Annotated in this window: 10 protein-coding genes; 2 read left to right on the top strand and 8 right to left on the bottom strand. The window is 68.7% G+C overall.

Annotated elements, in window-relative coordinates; genetic code table 11:
* Window positions 1–29 precede the first annotated feature (29 nt).
* The 5 genes from ACWDSL_RS05840 to ACWDSL_RS05820 all read right to left on the bottom strand — a co-directional run bounded on the left by ACWDSL_RS05840 (window position 30) and on the right by ACWDSL_RS05820 (window position 8,439).
* On the bottom strand, window positions 30–1,010 hold the full coding sequence (locus ACWDSL_RS05840; protein ID WP_450482094.1) for an anti-sigma factor family protein: 981 nt from the start codon (window positions 1,008–1,010) through the stop codon (window positions 30–32).
* Window positions 1,007–1,696, bottom strand: a complete 690-nt coding sequence (gene sigM, locus ACWDSL_RS05835) for an RNA polymerase sigma factor SigM (RefSeq protein ID WP_450482092.1) — start codon at window positions 1,694–1,696, stop codon at window positions 1,007–1,009. The genes ACWDSL_RS05840 and sigM overlap by 4 nt, the downstream gene beginning before the upstream one ends.
* Before the next feature lie 27 nt (window positions 1,697–1,723).
* Entirely contained in the window at window positions 1,724–3,463 is a 1,740-nt protein-coding gene (locus ACWDSL_RS05830; protein ID WP_450482091.1) for a protein kinase family protein, read from the bottom strand.
* Between the two features lie 110 nt (window positions 3,464–3,573).
* Entirely contained in the window at window positions 3,574–5,991 is a 2,418-nt protein-coding gene (gene murJ / locus ACWDSL_RS05825) for a murein biosynthesis integral membrane protein MurJ (protein ID WP_450482089.1), read from the bottom strand.
* 48 nt (window positions 5,992–6,039) lie between these two features.
* Window positions 6,040–8,439 (bottom strand): DUF6049 family protein, encoded by a 2,400-nt coding sequence (locus ACWDSL_RS05820; protein ID WP_450482087.1) that lies wholly within the window; start codon window positions 8,437–8,439, stop codon window positions 6,040–6,042.
* 179 nt (window positions 8,440–8,618) lie between these two features.
* Here ACWDSL_RS05820 and ACWDSL_RS05815 point away from each other — a divergent pair, with 179 nt between their 5' ends.
* Window positions 8,619–10,109, top strand: a complete 1,491-nt coding sequence (locus tag ACWDSL_RS05815) for a CCA tRNA nucleotidyltransferase (RefSeq protein WP_450482085.1) — start codon at window positions 8,619–8,621, stop codon at window positions 10,107–10,109.
* Window positions 10,110–10,130: 21 nt separating this feature from the next.
* On the opposite strand, the gene ACWDSL_RS05810 is transcribed toward ACWDSL_RS05815, so the two are convergent.
* From ACWDSL_RS05810 to ACWDSL_RS05800, 3 genes are all read right to left on the bottom strand, one after another.
* Window positions 10,131–11,462 carry an MFS transporter gene (locus tag ACWDSL_RS05810; RefSeq protein ID WP_450482083.1) on the bottom strand — a complete coding sequence of 444 codons (1,332 nt, stop codon included), beginning with the start codon at window positions 11,460–11,462 and terminating at the stop codon, window positions 10,131–10,133.
* Window positions 11,463–11,574: 112 nt separating this feature from the next.
* Window positions 11,575–12,657, bottom strand: a complete 1,083-nt coding sequence (locus ACWDSL_RS05805; protein WP_450482081.1) for an inositol-3-phosphate synthase — start codon at window positions 12,655–12,657, stop codon at window positions 11,575–11,577.
* 50 nt (window positions 12,658–12,707) lie between these two features.
* Entirely contained in the window at window positions 12,708–13,436 is a 729-nt protein-coding gene (locus ACWDSL_RS05800) for a PadR family transcriptional regulator (protein ID WP_398530903.1), read from the bottom strand.
* 356 nt (window positions 13,437–13,792) lie between these two features.
* Between ACWDSL_RS05800 and ACWDSL_RS05795 the strand changes: the two genes are divergently transcribed.
* The gene (locus ACWDSL_RS05795; RefSeq protein WP_450482078.1) at window positions 13,793–16,486 is read left to right on the top strand and encodes a transglycosylase domain-containing protein; all 2,694 of its coding nucleotides are present in this window, start codon (window positions 13,793–13,795) and stop codon (window positions 16,484–16,486) included.
* The last annotated feature ends 77 nt before the right edge of the window (window positions 16,487–16,563 follow it).

The raw sequence follows: 16,563 nt of genomic DNA, 5'->3' as shown, positions 1-16,563 counted from the left end.
GGCCTTCCGTGTGCCGTGTGCCGCTCGCTTCAGTCTCGCGGGTAGGTGCGGGCCACGAGGCGGGTCCCGGCATTCGACGGTGACTGTGCGACGCACGCCGATTCGATCACGAAGGCGTCGACAAGCTTGTTGTCGGCTTCGTGCGGCAGCACCACAAGATAGACGTCCTTGCCTGCGTAGGTGTCCTCCTGCGCGGCAAGTGGAGTCTCCGAGCGGCCGGTGCCGGCCTGCACACAGCTGGGCACCGGGGGGTCCTCGGCGCGCAACGGCATGTCCGGGGTGTCCTGCGCCCGCACATCGCCAGAGGCGGTCGAGGTCTTCTGGTCGGCGAGGAGGGCATGCACCCGGGCCTGGAGGGTCGCCGCGGAGAGCGTTTCCGTAGTGGACGAGGGCTGCCTGTCCGACGCCTGTGTGCTGCCCGCATCGTTGCCGGCGGTGGAGCCCGACTGCATGAGGAAGGTGCCGAGACCGATCACGGCAGCCGCGCAGGCGGAGCCGAGGACGACCCTGGGCCAGCGCCGGGGCTGCGTGCGCCGGGTGTCGGGCCGGGACTTCGTACGGCCCGGTCCGGTGGTGGCTCGCGGACGCCCCGCCGGTCGCTCGGCAGCGCCGGATGAGACGGGTGTCGAGTCAGCGCTCGTCTTCCGGGGGCGGGTCGGCTCCGATGTTTCACGTGAAACGCTCGGAGCCGCTTCGGCCGAGGAGCCGAGGGTCGAAGTTTCACGTGAAACATCGACGCAGTCATCCGGGGTGGTCGCATCGAGGAGGGCTTCTGCGGCGAGCGCCGCGTCGATACGCCCCGCGATATCGGCGGGCATCTGCACCGGGCCCGGGAGAGTACCCAGCAGCGACCGGATCTCGTCCAGGGAGGCTTGTACGTCGGCGCACAGCTCACAGGCGGCGAGGTGGCCGCGCACATCGGCGGTGCGGTCGGGGGGCAGCAGCCCCTCGGCGAGTGCGGAGATCTCCGTGACCTCCGGGTGCTCGTCCGTGTCGGTCGACGATGTCACGCTCGGCCACCTCCGCCCTTCACGGCATCTGTGTCGTTCGGTCCTGCCGTCGGTGGGACGGATGTCCCCTGCGTCCGGTTCCTTGCCCCGCTCGGCGAGTCGCTACCCCTCCCGTTCGGATGGAGATGGGTCAGCATGGGCAGCAGGCGTGCGCGTCCCCGGGCGCAGCGGCTTTTGACCGTGCCGGTGGGGACCTCCAGGATTCTCGCGGCTTCGGCCACGGGGTAGCCCTGCATATCGACGAGTACGAGCGCCGCCCGCTGCTCGGGGGGCAGGGTGCGGAGCGCGCGGAGCAGCTCGCGGTGGAGGTCTCCGCGCTCCGCGGGTGCGGCGGCCGACTCGTGAGGCTCCAGAAGCTGCTCGAGCCGCTCCGTTTCGGCGACGGGGGAGGTACGACGGGAGGCGGCCTTGCGGGCCCGGTCCAGGCAGGCGTTCACCGTGATGCGGTGGAGCCAGGTCGTGACGGCCGACTGGCCCCGGAAGGTGTGAGCGGCCCGGTAGGCGGATACGAGCGCGTCCTGGACCGCGTCGGCGGCCTCCTCGCGGTCGCCGAGGGTGCGCAGCGCCACCGCCCAGAGTCTGTCGCGGTGGCGCCGCACGAGTTCACCGAAGGCATCCGGGTCGCCGGCGACATGGCGCTTGAGGAGCTCGCCGTCGCTCGTGTCGCCGAATCTGGCGTTGTCCACCCTGGAGCCCCTCCCCGTCCGGCTGACTCAGCCGGTGAACTTCACGTCCGTGATGGCCTGCTTGTAGGGGTTGTCGTAGTTGGGTTCCGGGTCGGAGTAGGGAAGCGCGGTCAGCCAGACGAGGACGTAGCGGGACTTCACCTTGCTCTTGATCTTCAACTCGGCAGACTTACTTGTGATCTTGGCCGAGTGAAGCTTTTGGAACGAAGCGACGGGGTCGGATGCCGAGACGGACGGCTCGAGGGAATCCGTGGCGTACAGCGAGACCTGGGTGTACGAGCCTCCGTACTGCAGCCCGAGGGAGACACCGCTCAGGGTCCGCTTGGAGCCGAGGTCATAGATGATCCCGACTCCCTTCTTGACGGTCGGGGCAAACGTCGGACCGTCTTTGAAACTGTTGGTGCGCCAGGACGTCGAGGAATCCCCGTCGTAGGTGTGCCCGACCTGGGCGGGGTTCTGCGGATCGCTGCCCGGGACGAACAACTCCTTGGCGTTCACGATCTTGATCGGCTTGCTGGCCGACTTGGTGGGCTTGTCGTCGTTCCCCTTCGGCTGGGACCGGCTCGGAGGCGACTTCTTCTCCTCCTTGAGGAGGGTGTCCGCGAGCTGCCAGCTGCCGAGGCCGAGGGCCGCGATCAGCAGGGCCGAGACGGTCCACTTGAGGGCCTTGCCGGTGCGGCTCTGCAGCGGGGGCGGAGGCGGCACGGGGACGGCCGGGCCGGTGGCGAGGGACGGCCGGCCGTGGTGCGGGGGCCGGCCGTAGACGCCCTGCTGGTAGGTGGTGCGCTGAAAGGCGTCCGGAGCAGTGAAGGTGGGCTCCGGCGGGCGGATCCGCGGCATGGCGGCGACGGCCTTGGAGAGCTCTTCGGGGGTGGTGCAGGGCTGGTCCTGCCGGGAGGCGGTGGCACCGTCGTTGACGAGCGCGCGCATCGCCAGCTCGGACAGGCCACGGTGGACCCCCGCGCGGACCTGGTCGGGCGCGATCAGGCCGACGCCCTTGGGCAGCCCGGACAGGCCGTAGGCGTCTCTCTCGTACGGCCAGCGCTGGGTCAGGGCGGCGTACAGCAGCGCGCCGATGGCTTCGGTGTCGGTGCGCTGCGGGTGGTCGGAGCTGATGCCGCGCAGGGCGGCCATGACGGCGAGGCCGCGAATGCGGTACTGGCCCGACTCGGTGCGCAGCACGGAGCCCGGGTTCAGCCGCAGATGCGCGAGGCCTTCGCGGTGGGCCGCGGCCATGGCCTGGGACACCTGGCTGACGAGCTGGTAGGCGTCATGCGGCTCGAGCGGCCCGGAGGCGAGTACGGCGGTGAGTTCGGTGGCGTCGGGCAGCCACTCGTGGACCACGTAGACGAGGTCGTTCTCCTCGACGGCGTCGAGGACTTGGACGAAGCGTGGGTCGCCGAGCAGCGCCGCCGAACGGGCGGCGGCCAGCACCGGCCGGGCCCGCGGATGGTCGGCCGGCAGCACATGGACTCCGACAGCGCGGCGGAGTTTCTCGTCCACGGCACGCCAGCTGCTGAATCCGTCCAGACGGGTGACGCATTCCTCCAGGCGGTAGCGTCTGGCCAGCTTGTGGCCGCTGTGCAGCTCGGGGGCGCTCGTATCGGCCGCGGCGCCCTTGGTGTCGGTGCCCGCGGCCTGCGCTGCCTTTTCGGCTTTCGTTTCGGTTCCCACCCCGTCGGACGTGGCCTTGCCCGCCTCGGCGGTCAGCGGTTCATCTCCGCTGTTGTCGGCCACGTCGACGGCAGCCGTGCTCCGTTCCGCCACCGTCGTTCCTGCCTCCCCATCCGTTGCGCCTACTCCGAGCCAAGACAATTGTGCCCACAGTCCGCCGCTATGCACGACACACGGTGGCAGACGATGGTTGTGCTGAACGATCAGCGACCAAGTCGTCCGCGGACCATACCGACCATGGCGGTCAGCTCTTCAACGCGCATCCGTTTCGCCGCAATGTAGAAGACCGCGATAAGAACGAGACCGCCACCGGCCAGAGCCGCTAGAGATCCCCCCACGCCGGAGCCCACGGCCCCGGTGATGACGTAGGCGGCCGCTCCACCGCCGAGCGCGGCCGGGATGCCGGCTCCCACCAGACGGGTGTAGGTGCGGACGACGTGCCGACCGTCCAGATCGCCGCCCAGCTGCTTGCGGAGGCGCTTCCAGGCCACGCCCACGCCGATGGCGTAGGCCAGGCCGTAGGAGGCGGCCATGCCCGCCACGGCCCAGCGGGCGGGGAGGACGAGGTAGGAGAGTGCGGAGGCGGCGGCGTTCACGGCGGCGACGATCACCGTGTTGTAGAAGGGGGTGCGGGTGTCTTCGTAGGCGTAGAAGCCGCGCAGGACGACGTACTGCACCGAGAACGGGATGAGTCCGAGACCGAAGGCCATGAGGATGTAGCCCATGGAGCGGGCCTGTTCGGTGCCGGAGGAGCCGAACATCAGGGTGCACATGGGGATGCCGAGGGCGACGAACCCGAGGGCGAGCGGGACGATGGCGACGGCGGAGGTACGCAGGCCCTGCGAGATGTCGTCGCGGACCGCGCCGGTGTCCCCGTCGTGCGCCGCGCGGGAGATCCGGGGCAGCAGGGCGGCCATGACGGAGACGGTGATGATCGCCTGCGGCATACCCCAGATGAGCTGAGCGCTCTGGTAGCCGAGGAGGCCGGTGCCGGGGTAGCCCTGGTTGTCGGCCTTCGCACCGGCCGCGGTGGCGAGCCGGGTCACCACGACGTTGCCCGCCTGGTTGGCGAGCACGAACAGTACGGTCCACTTGGCGAGCTTGGCGGCTTTGCCCAGGCCGTGGCCGCGCCAGTCGAAGCGGGGCCGGAAGCGGAAGCCGGCCGCACGGAGATAGGGGAACATCGCCAGCGCCTGGACGGTGAGGCCGAGGAGGGTGCCCACGCCCAGCAGCCGGACCCCTTCGTCGGTGATGTTGGTGACGCCCAACTCGGAGGAGCGGAAGGTGCCGAACACCCAGATGAACATGGCGAAGCTGGCGATGACGACGATGTTGTTGAGGACCGGGGTCCACATCATGGCGCCGAAGCTGCCGCGGGCGTTGAGGATCTGACCGACCACGACGTGCACGCCCATGAAGAAGATGGTGGGCAGGCAGTAGCGGGCGAAGGTGACCGCCACCTCGTTGGCCTGGGGGTTGCCCGCGATGGACGGCGAGAGCATGCGGACGAGGGTGGGGGCCGCGAACACCGATACCGCGACGAGGATCGCGAGGACGACCATGACCAGGGTCAGCAGGCGGTTGGCGTAGGCGTCGCCGCCGTCCTCGTCCTCCTTCATGGAGCGGACGAGCTGCGGGACGAAGACGGAGTTGAGACCGCCGCCCACGGTGAGGAAGTAGATCATCGCGGGCAGCTGGTAGGCGACGGCGTAGGTGTCGCCGAGGGTGGCGGCGCCGATGGCGGCGACGATCACCAGCTGGCGGACGAATCCGGTGAGCCGGGAGACCAGCGTTCCGGCCGCCATCACCGCGCTGGACTTGAGCAGGTTTCCCGCGCGGCCGCCCGAGCGCTTCTTCTCCGGCTCGGCCGTCTCAGGCTCGGCCACCGCCGCGGCCGCCCCCGCGGGGGCGGCCGGCTGGGCGGGAACGGGGCCGGGTGGTCCGGACAGCGGCGCCTGCCCCTGCGGGGACCCCGCGGGCGGATACCCGGCCGGGGGCTGCTGCTGGGGGCGCTGGGGCTCGTAGGGCTGCTGGTCGCGGAAGAGGTGCGCGAAGGCGTCCGGCTGCTGCTGTTCCCCGGCGGCGTAGCCGGCCTGCGGGCCGGTGCCCAGATACTGCGTGGCCTCGATGTCGCCGCCGTACTGCTGGTGGGCGGGGCCCTCGGGGGCGGCGGCCTCGGCCGACCACAGCCGCGGATCGTGCCCCTGCGGGGGCGCGGGCGGCTGCTGGTAGGGCTGCTGGTAGCCGCCGGACTGAGGCTGGTGGTACGCGCCCTGGCCCTGGCCCTGGTCGTACAGCGGATCCGTCAGCGGATCCGTCAGCGGGTCCGTCAGCGGGTCGTGGCCGTAGGAGTCCTGGCGCGCGGCGTAGGGGTCCTGCATCGTGTACGGGTAGGGCGTGAACGAACCGGTGACGTACGGATCCTGCATATAGGGGTCCTGTACGTACGGCAGCTGGCTGTACGAGATGTCGCGGGGGTCCCCCAGATACGGATCCTGCTGATGCGGCTCCGGTCCGTAAGGGTTCTGGTGGGCGTACGGGCCGCTCTGGGGCGGCGGTACCCGGCCGGCGGGGTCGTTGCCCGCGCCCTGGCCGCGATCACCGTCATACGGCGCGTTCATCGCTACCCCACCTCATAGTCCGCTGCGGCCGGTCGGCCACGCCATTGCTCAATGGTCCACTTTCTCACCTGAGCCGGAGGGGCCAGCGCTTTGCGATCCGGTGTCCGGCGCCGGGTCACTCGCCTGCCCGGGCACCAGGGTGCGCGGGCGCTCCCCCTCGCCGGGCTCGGTCGGCTCGTCCTCCGCCGCCTCTCCGTCCTGCTTCTCGCCGTTCCCCGCAGCGTCTTCATCACTCCTGGCGGCGGACCGCTTGCGCTGGAGGTAGATCCGGATCCCGGCGAGAACGAGCAGCAGCACCCCGCCGGCGATCACCAGAATGACCGTGGACGTGATTTCGGTGACATTCACCTTGAACGACATCTCGGGGCCGTAGGCATCGCCGTCCACGGTGTACAGCTGGGCCGTCACCCAGGCGCGTCCGTTCGCGTTGGCCGTGGTGCCGAACTTCACCGACTGGCTGTGTCCACCCTGGATCGTGACCACCTGGGGGTCGCTGACCTCCAGGCGGTTGCCCTGCTGGGACCGGAGGACCAGCCGCAGCTCGACGGGTTGCAGCAGGTTGTTCTGGACGGTCACCGGAATCGTGGCGCTGCGCCCTGACAGGGTCATGTCCGTCTTGTTGATGAGGCGCACCTTCTCCGTGAGGTCCTGGAGATAGGCCTGGACGGAGTCGCGGAAGCCGGTCGAGCCCCGCGGGTCCTGGCGCCACGAGGTGGAGATCTCCCGCATGATCGCGGCGCCGAACGGGGTGGCCACGCGGTCCTTGGCGGTGAGGATCCCCTCGAACTTGTCGAGGGCGGCCTGGGTCAGCCGGATCTTCTCGAAGCCGTCGGTGGGCAGCTCCTGGCGGCGCAGCGCGGCCGGGTACGAGCGGGCGGCGGGTACCCGGTGGGTGGCGAGCGGGTCGGGCTGGGCCTTGGCGGCCTGCCCCAGGCTGAGCGGCTGTGTCCAGCTTCCGGACAGGCCGTTCAGGGCCGCCGCCATGGCCTGCGCCTGGCTGGTCGTGGGCATCCGCTGCGGCGCCACGACGACGCTGCGCTGCTTGTCCGGCGCCTGCAGGGTGATCATCTGGGTCTGGGCGAGGAACTTCTGGACGGCCAGCGTGGCGTTCTCCGCCCGCGTCATGTCGCCCATGAAGGCGGTGGACAGCCGTGCGTCCGCGACCACCGCCGTGTTGCCTCCGCCGATCTGGCGGGCCGCGGTGGGGGTGTACGGCAGGCTGCCCGTCTCGCGCAGGCTGTCGCTGCGGGCGATGATGTTGTGCGCGCCGGCGGAGGTGGCGACGTCCACGATCGAGGAGTCGATGGCGCCGTTCACCGGCCAGGCGAAGTCCGTACGGGGCTTCACATGGAGAACGGTGTCCACGGTCGTCGAGGCGAGCCCGGTGGCGGTCTGGAGGTGGCTGAGGGCGCCGGTGTTCTTGCCGCGGTGCGCGAGCGAGGCGAGGTCGGGATCGGCGAAGGGCAGGGCCACCACCTGGTGTCCCTCGACGGCCTGCTGCAGGTCGTTGAGCCACTGCTTGGCCACGGCCTGGCCCCGGCCGTCCGTCGTCTCGTTCTCCGTCTGGCTCTGGACCTCGTACGGCTTGGTCATCGCGTCGACCGTGGCGAGCAGGTCCGGGTCGATCACCCAGGTGACCGGCAGGTTCTTACCGAGCGCCACGAGCTGGTGCAGCCGTCCGCCGGGGGCGAGCTCCGCCGTGAGGTCGTCGTTCTGGAAGATCGGCGTCTGCTGCTCATTGGCGCCCGTACCCGTCCGGGCGGCCAGGTGGGTGGAGGAGATGAGCGGCCACAGGAAGGTGAGCTTGCTCTTCTTGGTGGCGGCGGTCGGCTGCCAGGGCAGGAAGGTCCGCTCGATGCCCATCACCTGCAGCCAGGGCTGGCTCCGCGTCTGGCCGCTGAGGGTGACACCGAGCTGATAGACGCCGCTCTCGCCGAGGGGGAGCTCCTTGACCGGTATGGAGAGGGTGAAGTCACGGCTGATGCCGGCGCGGAGATTGCCGATCTTCTGCTTGTACTTGTCGGAGACCTCGGTGCCGTCGAGGCCGATCTCATAGCCCTTCCGCTTGGCGGCCGTATCGATGTCGTTGCGGCCGTTCATGGTCGGGCCGACCGTGAGGCCGACGGAGGAGGTGTTGATCGTCGAGCTGCCGTGGTTGGTGACGGTGCCGCTGACGGTGAGCGTGTCGTTCTTGGACGGTGTGGTGGGAGTGAGCGAGTCGATGGCGACATCGACGGTGCGCGAACCGGTGGCCTTGGCCTGAGCCGGGGCGGTCTGCTGGGTGGGCGCGGTCCGGGCCGGGGCGGTCTGGGCGTGGGCACCGGGAGCCGCCGGGATCTGCAGCACACCCGCGAGCACGGGCGCAGCGGTGAGCACCGCTGCCGTGCGCCGCAGCCAACGACGGGCGCGAGCGGAAGTTGTCCCCTGGAGCTCTGCCGGCTCGGCCACGCGCTCGCCCGTCCCTCGTCGTCAGTGATCGTCAGTCGTTCCGCAAAATGCGTCCACGAAATGGTAACGATGCCCGCTGTGATGAAGTGCTGTGGAGGGCTCCACAAGATCGTCACCGGTTCGATGCGTCGGGTCGGCGAGGAGGCTCCGGGGCGTGCGGCCACGTACCCTGTTCTGTTGTGCCGAACGCCAACACTGACAGCCACTACCCGCAGTCGAACAACGAGCTCAGCCAGGTGCAGCGCCGCGCCGTGGGCGAGCTCCTGCGGGTGTCTCCCGTAGCCGACGACCTCGCCCGCCGCTTCGAGGCGGCCGGGTTCGGCCTTGCCCTGGTCGGCGGATCGGTACGGGATGCGCTTCTGGGCCGTCTTGGTAACGATCTGGATTTCACCACGGACGCACGTCCGGAGGACGTGCTGAAGATCGTCCGTCCGTGGGCCGACGCGGTCTGGGAGGTCGGCATCGCCTTCGGTACGGTCGGCTGCCGTAAGGAGGGCGGGAACGGAAGCGGGTCGAGTCAGAGCTTCCAGATCGAAATCACGACTTATCGGTCAGAAGCGTACGATCGCACGTCGAGGAAGCCCGAGGTCTCGTACGGCGACTCCATCGACGAAGACCTGGTCCGTCGGGACTTCACGGTCAACGCGATGGCCGTCGCGCTCCCGCGGAAGGAATTCATCGACCCGCACAACGGCCTGGAAGACCTCGCCGCGAAGGTGCTGCGCACACCCGGCACCCCTGAGGAGTCCTTCTCCGACGACCCGCTGCGGATGATGCGCGCCGCGCGCTTCGCGGCCCAGCTCGACTTCGATGTGGCGCCCGAGGTGATCGCCGCGATGAAGGCGATGGCCGGGCGGATCGAGATCGTCTCGGCGGAGCGGGTACGTGACGAGCTCAACAAGCTGATCCTGGCCGCCCGCCCCGTCAAGGGGCTGCGGCTTCTGGTCGACACCGGCCTCGCCGACCATGTCCTCCCGGAGCTTCCGGCGCTGCGCCTGGAGCGTGATGAGCACCACCGTCACAAGGATGTGTACGAGCACACGCTGACCGTGCTGGAGCAGGCCATCGCCCTGGAGAAGGACGGGCCCGATCTGGTGCTGCGGCTGGCGGCCCTGCTGCATGACATCGGGAAGCCCAAGACGCGCCGCTTCGAGAAGGACGGCCGGGTCTCCTTCCACCACCATGAGGTGGTGGGCGCCAAGATGACCAAGTCGCGGATGACCAAGCTCAAGTACTCCAACGAGCTGGTGAAGGACGTCTCCCATTTGGTCGAGCTGCACTTGCGCTTCCACGGCTATGGCACCGGCGAATGGACGGACTCGGCGGTACGGCGCTATGTACGGGACGCGGGACCGCTCCTGGAGCGGCTGCACAAGCTGACCCGCTCGGACTGCACCACCCGTAATAAGAGGAAGGCCGGCGCTCTGTCGCGCGCATACGACGGGCTGGAGGAGCGCATCGCCCGGTTGCAGCAGCAGGAGCATCTGGATGCCATCCGGCCGGACCTGGACGGCAACGAGATCATGAAGATTCTCGGGATCGGGCCGGGCCCGCAGGTCGGCAAGGCGTACAAGCATCTGCTGGAGCTGCGCCTGGAGCACGGCCCCATGGAGCGGGACGCCGCAGTCACGGCGCTCCAGGACTGGTGGGCGGCTCAGCCCCAGGGCTGAAGCGTCTACAGAGCTGACGCATCAGGTTTCACGTGAAACATCGGTCCGCTTCGCCTCGCGCACGCCATGTTTCACGTGAAACATGGCGACGAGGGCGGTCGCTGCGTAGAGCATGGCCACCAGGATCATCAGGGTGACCGAGCGTCCGTCGGGGGGCAGTGTCAGTGCGGCGACCGCGGCTCCCCCGACGAAGGCCGCATTGAAGAGCACGTCGTACAGCGAGAAGATCCGGCCGCGGAAGTCGTCGGCGATCGAGGACTGCACCACGGTGTCGGTGGCGATTTTGGCGCCCTGGGTGACGAGGCCGAGAACGAAGGCGGCGGCGAGCATCGGAGCCGGTTCGAAGAACAGCCCCAGCCCCGGTACCAAAACGGTCGCCGCCGCCGCGCACGCCACCATCCAGCGCAGTCGGCCGTCCGAGTCGGAGGCAGGGCTCAGTCGGGCCACCGCCCCGGGCGTGACCACCGCCGCCGCGAAGAAGCCCGCGCCCGAGATGGCCACGGCGAATCCGAGGAGCGCCAAGCCCTCCGACTCGGTCTTGGCCCATGCGTATCGGCAGAGCATCAACACCATCACCGTCAGTGCGCCGTAGCAGAGGCGCATCGCTGTCATCCCCGCCAGAGCCACCGTGGGATCTCGGCGCTCCAGGAGATGGCGCACACCGGCGACCAGGCCGCGTACGGTGCTCAACAGGGCCGCACGCAGACGCGGCTGGAGCGCCGACGGGTCGGGCCCCAGCAGTCCGGGCGCCATCCTCAGCGCGGCGATCGCGGCGCTGAGATAGAGCGCCGCACCCATCAGGACCACAACGGCGTCCGACGACGCGCCGTCCGGGACCGCGATGCGCAGGACGAGGGCGAGGGCGCCGCCAAGGGTGGCCGCGAGCGTTCCCGCGGTCGGGGACAGGGAGTTGGCCATGACCAAGCGCTCCTGGCTGTCGACGACACGCGGCAGCGAGGCGGAGAGCCCGGCCAGCACGAAGCGGTTGACGCCCGTGACCGACAAGGCGGAGACGTAGAAGAGCCAGTCGGGAACCTGCGCGAGGATCAGAACGGCCGTCCCGGCGGCCAGTGCGGAACGCAGGGCGTTGCCGTGGAGAAGGACCTGGCGGCGGCGCCACCGGTCCAGCAGGACCCCGGCGAAGGGGCCCAGCAGGGAATAGGGGAGCAGAAGGACCGCCATGGCGGAGGCGATCGCCGCGGCTGAGGTCTCCTTCTCGGGGGAGAAGACCACATGGGCGGCCAGCGCGACCTGGTAGACGCCGTCGGCCGTCTGGGACAGCAGGCGCACGGCCAGAAGGTGCCGGAAGTCGCGCAGCTGTAGCAGTACGCGGAGGTCACGCACAACGGGCATGGCGCCAGCCTCACACACCACACGGGCCTCCGGGTGGATTACCCGGAGGCCCGTGATCAAGCCGTGCTAACGCGCAGCGCTCTGTCTCGCTAGCGCGCAGCACTCTGTCTCGCTAGCGCTCGACTTCACCCTTGATGAACTTCTCGACGCTTTCCCGCGCCTGGTCGTCGAAGTACTGCACCGGCGGCGACTTCATGAAGTACGAGGAGGCCGAGAGGATCGGGCCCCCGATGCCGCGGTCCTTGGCGATCTTCGCGGCGCGCAGCGCGTCGATGATGACGCCCGCGGAGTTCGGGGAGTCCCACACCTCGAGCTTGTACTCCAGGTTCAGCGGGACATCGCCGAACGCGCGGCCCTCGAGCCGGACGTAGGCCCACTTGCGGTCGTCCAGCCAGGCCACGAAGTCGGACGGGCCGATGTGCACGTTGTCGGCGCCCAGCTCGCGGTCCGTGATCTGGGAGGTGACGGCCTGCGTCTTGGAGATCTTCTTGGACTCCAGGCGCTCACGCTCCAGCATGTTCTTGAAGTCCATGTTGCCGCCGACGTTCAGCTGCATGGTGCGCTCCAGGACCACACCGCGGTCCTCGAACAGCTTGGTCAGCACCCGGTGCGTGATCGTGGCACCGACCTGCGACTTGATGTCGTCGCCGACGATCGGCACGCCCGCCTCGGTGAACTTGTCCGCCCACTCCTTGGTGCCGGCGATGAAGACCGGAAGCGCGTTGACGAAGGCGACCTTGGCGTCGATGGCGCACTGGGCGTAGAACTTCGCGGCGTCCTCAGAACCCACCGGGAGGTAGCAGACCAGAACGTCGATCTGCTTGTCCTTGAGGATCTGGACGACGTCGACCGGAGTCTCCTCGGACTCGTCGATCGTCTGGCGGTAGTACTTGCCCAGACCGTCGAGGGTGTGGCCGCGCTGGACGGTGACACCGGTCGAGGGCACGTCGCAGATCTTGATGGTGTTGTTCTCGCTGGCGCCGATCGCGTCGGCGAGGTCGAGGCCGACCTTCTTCGCGTCCACGTCGAACGCGGCTACGAACTCCACGTCACGCACGTGGTAGTCGCCGAACTGGACGTGCATCAGACCCGGCACGCGGGTATCCGGGTCGGCGTCCTTGTAGAACTCGACGCCCTGCACCAGCGAGGCGGCGCAGTTGCCCACGCCGACGATGGCTACACGAACCGAACCCATTCCGGTTGCTCCCTGTTTGTACTCGACGAAGCCCTGCGGGATGCGGGGCCTCATTTGGCGGTGTCATCGGACGGATCCGGCCGGGAACCACCCCGGTGCCGGGGCAGGCCGCCCGTATCTCCTGACTGGTCCTGCTCTCCTGGCGGGGCCAGCTCGGGTGACCGGTCCAGCTCCTGCTCCTGAGACCGGTCCTGGCCCGCGGGGCCGTCGCGCTGATCGCGCCCGGCCCGCTCGCTCTCAATCAGCTCGTTCAGCCAGCGGACTTCACGCTCCACCGACTCCATGCCATGCCGCTGCAGCTCGAGGGTGTAGTCGTCGAGCCGCTCACGGGTACGCGCCAATGAAGCGCGCATCTTCTCCAGGCGCTCCTCGAGGCGGCTGCGCCGCCCCTCCAGGACCCGCATCCGCACATCCCGCGACGTCTGACCGAAGAAGGCGAAGCGGACGCCGAAGTGCTCGTCCTCCCACGCGTCCGGGCCGGTGTGGGCGAGCAGCTCCTCGAAGCGCTCTTTCCCCTCCGCCGTCAACCGGTAGACGATTTTCGCGCGGCGGCCGGCGAGCGTCGCCGCGAGAGCTTCCTCGGGCGCGCTGCCGGGCTCCTCGATCAACCAGCCATTGGCGACCAGCGTCTTGAGGCATGGATAGAGGCTGCCGTAACTGAACGCACGGAACACCCCAAGCGAGGTGTTGAGGCGTTTCCGCAGCTCATAACCGTGCATCGGGGACTCGCGGAGCAGGCCGAGGACGGCGAACTCAAGGATGCCCGAGCGTCTGCCCATTCCCGCCTCTCCTGTCTCCCAGTCCTTTATGCCGAGCTGATGTATCGGCTCGATACATCCAGACGATAGAACCGTGATCCTGGTGGGAACAAGAGGAGCCATGGTGAACGGCGTCACATCACCAATTCGTGGGACGCGAACTGACTGTTATGGAGTGAAGATCACGCCTTCGCTGGTTTTGACCGTGCGTACTCTGTTCGCCATGCACAGCACTGGGAACCAAGCGACGCCCGCAGGCGTCCTCGTCCTGGATGCAGTGTGCCCGGTTGCCGGTGGCGGCCGGAGCGCACATCGGGGGGACCGGAAGCCACCTGCCGCTTTCAGGCGATAGCGCCTGCCCGAGGAGTAGTCGTTCCATGAGCGAGCACCGTCGCAAGCCGCCGCAGCCACAGAGCGGTGGACGAGCAGCGGCCCGGCGCGCCGCGCAGCAGCCTTCAGGCCGCCGCGCGGCCCAACCGCATAGCGCCACCGGGTCGGAATCCGCCTCACACGGGGAGGAGCGTCCGTACGGCGGCCGGGCCGAAGCCCGGCGCGCCGCACAGCGCGGCACCGGCCGCAGACGAGGAGCCGATCCCGATGCCGGGGGCGCGGGCCGCGGTGGCCACGGCGGCGGCCGGCGTACCGGCGGCGGTCGCGGCCGTGGAGCGGGGGGTGATGGGCGCCCCGCGAAGAAGCGCTTCATCGACTACCCGCGCGCGGGCAAGGACGGTTTCCGGCGCTGGGTCCCGTCCTGGAAGCTGGTGACCGGGACCTTCCTCTTCTTCTTCGTGATGCTCATCGGCGCCGTGGGCATCGGGCTGTGGCTGGTGGAGGTTCCCACGGCACAGGCCGCGTCCAAGGTCGAGAAGAACGTCTACTACTGGTCCGACGACACACAGATGGTGGTCTCGGGCGGTAGCGGTGACCTCAACCGCCAGATCGTGCCGCTGAACGACATAGACAAGGACCTGCAGAACGCGGTGATCTCCGCGGAGAACGCCAGTTTCTACGACGACCCCGGCGTCGACCCGATGGGTATCGCCCGCGCGGTCGTGAACATGGCCAAGGGCGGGGCCACACAGAGTGGTTCCACCATCACCCAGCAGTTCGTGAAGAACACCTACCTCGACCAGTCGCAGACGCTCACGCGCAAGGTCAAGGAGCTGTTCATCTCCGTCAAGGTCGGCTCGACCATGGACAAGGGCGACATTCTCGCCGGCTATCTGAACACCGCGTACTACGGGCGCGGCGCCTACGGCTGCCAGGCGGCGGCCCGCGCGTACTACAACACGGACTGCAAGAGTCTGACGCCGAGCCAGAGCGCCTTCCTCGCCGCGACCCTCAACGGCCCCGACCTCTACGACCCGGCAGGCGGCTACGGCCCCGCCGCGGGCAAGGAGGCGAACCTCAAGCGGGCCAAGACGCGCTGGGCGTGGATCCTCAAGCGCGAGGTCGAGGTCGGGAAGATGAAGGAGGCCGACCGGCAGAAGGCGGTCGCCGCGAAGTTCCCGATGCCGCGGGATCTGCAGATCGCGACGAACAAGGAAGGCCAGATCGGCTATCTCACCCAGCTCGCCGACAACTACATCGTCGCGAACACCAAGATCACCAAGGGCATGCTGGACAAGGGTGGCTACCAGATCCACACCACCTTCGACCGCAAGAGGATGAAGCTGCTCGAGACGGCCGTGAAGAAGGTGACCAAGGAGAACATCAACACGAAGCTGCGGCCGAAGTACGACACGCACGTGCAGTTCGGCGGGGCCTCGGTGGAACCCAAGACGGGCAAGATCGTCGCCATATACGGCGGCAAGAACGCCCTGGAGCACTACACCAACAACGCCGACTACACCGGTGTCCAGGTGGGCTCCACCTTCAAGCCCTTCGTGCTGGCCGCCGCCATGAAGGACGGCGTCCGGGACAAGGACGGTGATCGCGATCAGCCCGACGCGATGCGTACTCCCGTCTCCCCCACGAGCGTCTACGACGGCGACAACAAGCTGACGCTGCGGGACTACAACGGGACTGTCTGGCACGACAAGGACGGCAAGGAGTGGCACCAGCGGAACGACGGTGACGAGGACCGCGGCGAAATCAACCTGCGCACCGCGATGCAGTTTTCCGTGAACACCCCATACATCCAGCTCGGCATGGACGTCGGCACCGACAAGGTGCGGGACGCGGCGATCGCCGCGGGCCTCAGCAAGGACCAGATGGCCTCGATCACCCCGACGTTCTCCCTGGGCACCTCGGCCCCCAGCGCCATCCGGCTCGCCGGTGCGTATGCGACCTTCGCGGCCAGCGGCAAGCAGGCCGATCCGTACTCGATCGAGACGATCGAGCACAAGGGTCAGGAGGTCTACAACCACGAGGAAGAGTCGAAGCTCACGACGGCGTTCGACGCGGACGTGGCCGACAACGTCACCAGCGTCCTGGAGAACGTCGTCGAGCACGGCACCGGTACCTCGGCGCAGATCGGCCGTCCCGCCGCGGGCAAGACCGGTACTACTGACGAGAACAAGTCGGCCTGGTTCTCCGGCTACACCCCGCAGCTGTCCACCGCGATCGGCATGTGGCGGGTGGACGACAAGGCCAAGAAGCAGAAATTCCTCTCCATGCGCGGCGTGGGCACCGGCCGACCGGAGGCGTCGATCCACGGAGCCTCGTTCCCGGCCGAGATCTGGGCCGACTACATGCGCGAGGCGATGAAGGGCAAGAAGGTCGAGAACTTCCCGAAGCCCGGCCCGATCGGGAAGAAGATCTTCGGCGACGGCGCGAGCCCGACCCCGCCGCCCTCCACAACCACCTCGGAGCCACCGACCGAGAAGCCTTCCGAGTCCCCGTCCGAGACGCCGTCCTCGGAGACGCCGACCAACAGCCCGTCCCCGACGCAGACCTGTGACCCGCTGGACTTCGGCTGTAACGACAACGGCGGAGCCAACGGCAACGGAGGCAACAACGGCAACGGAGGCAACGGAGGGAACGGAGGCCCGGGCGGCGGCACCAGTACTCCGACCACGGAGCCGCCGAGCAGCGACAACGGCGGCTGGTTCGGCGGAGGAGGCGGCTGAGCCCTCAGCGAGCGGCCCTCGCCCCCCCACCACCCGCCGCCCCGCCACTTCGGTAATTCACACGTCTGTACTGCAGT

The organism is Streptomyces sp. NPDC000941 (genome assembly GCF_053599555.1).
This window is presented reverse-complemented; position numbering and strand designations above follow the sequence as displayed.